Here is a 1,435-nt window from a genome sequence, read left to right on the forward strand (position 1 = left end):
GTGAAGTCAGTCGAAGATACCAGCTGGCTGCAACTGTTTAATAAAAACACAGCACTGTGCAAACACGAAAGTGGACGTATACGGTGTGACGCCTGCCCGGTGCTGGAAGGTTAATTGATGGGGTTATGCGTAAGCAGAAGCTCTTGATCGAAGCCCCAGTAAACGGCGGCCGTAACTATAACGGTCCTAAGGTAGCGAAATTCCTTGTCGGGTAAGTTCCGACCTGCACGAATGGCGTAATGATGGCCAGGCTGTCTCCACCCGAGACTCAGTGAAATTGAAATCGCCGTGAAGATGCGGTGTACCCGTGGCAAGACGGAAAGACCCCGTGAACCTTTACTATAGCTTGACAGTGAACATTGAGCCTTAATGTGTAGGATAGGTGGGAGACTTTGAAGCATGCACGCCAGTGTGTGTGGAGTCGACCTTGAAATACCACCCTTTAATGTTTGATGTTCTAACCTATACTTCTGAATCGAGGTAAGGGACACTGTCTGGTGGGTAGTTTGACTGGGGCGGTCTCCTCCCAAAGAGTAACGGAGGAGCACGAAGGTTAGCTAATCCTGGTCGGACATCAGGAGGTTAGTGCAATGGCAAAAGCTAGCTTGACTGCGAGAGTGACGGCTCGAGCAGGTACGAAAGTAGGTCATAGTGATCCGGTGGTTCTGAATGGAAGGGCCATCGCTCAACGGATAAAAGGTACTCCGGGGATAACAGGCTGATACCGCCCAAGAGTTCATATCGACGGCGGTGTTTGGCACCTCGATGTCGGCTCATCACATCCTGGGGCTGAAGTAGGTCCCAAGGGTACGGCTGTTCGCCGTTTAAAGTGGTACGCGAGCTGGGTTTAGAACGTCGTGAGACAGTTCGGTCCCTATCTGCCATGGGCGTAGGAAAATTGAGAGGGTTTGCTTCTAGTACGAGAGGACCGAAGTGAACGCACCGCTGGTGTACGGGTTGTGATGCCAATTGCATTGCCCGGTAGCTACGTGCGGAATAGATAAGTGCTGAAAGCATCTAAGTACGAAACTAGCCTCGAGATGAGTTTTCCCTGATGAGAATCAGTAAGGTCCGTTTGAGACTAAGACGTAGATAGGTCAGGTGTGTAAGTGTAGTGATACATTGAGCTAACTGATACTAATGAACCGAGAGTCTTAACCTTACAACTCGGAGTTGTTTTGGGTTACGCGAGAGAGAAGAGAAAATCATCGGAAGGTGGTTAAAGAATGTAGAAACAGTTTGTTCCGGATTGAGGAATTGATGTAAAGATGAGATAATGTACATCAATAGAGAAAGAGAAGACAGGATATGTCTGGCGGTAATAGCGCGGTGGTCCCACCTGACCCCATGCCGAACTCAGAAGTGAAACGCCGTAGTGCCGATGGTAGTGTGGGTATTACCCATGTGAGAGTAGGGTGCCGCCAGACTTTTAAAT

At 49.3% G+C, this 1,435-nt stretch carries 2 rRNA genes (1 of these 2 only partly in view); both read left to right on the plus strand.

Annotated elements, in window-relative coordinates:
- A 23S ribosomal RNA gene (locus ACGH46_RS10940) occupies positions 1–1,162 on the plus strand (its annotated part extends 1,738 nt beyond the left edge of the window); the annotation flags it as partial.
- Between the two features lie 149 nt (positions 1,163–1,311).
- Positions 1,312–1,427 (plus strand): 5S ribosomal RNA (rrf, locus tag ACGH46_RS10945).
- The last annotated feature ends 8 nt before the right edge of the window (positions 1,428–1,435 follow it).

It is taken from the genome of Gilliamella sp. CG22 (assembly GCF_046635725.1).
Lineage (GTDB): Bacteria > Pseudomonadota > Gammaproteobacteria > Enterobacterales > Orbaceae > Gilliamella > Gilliamella apicola_I.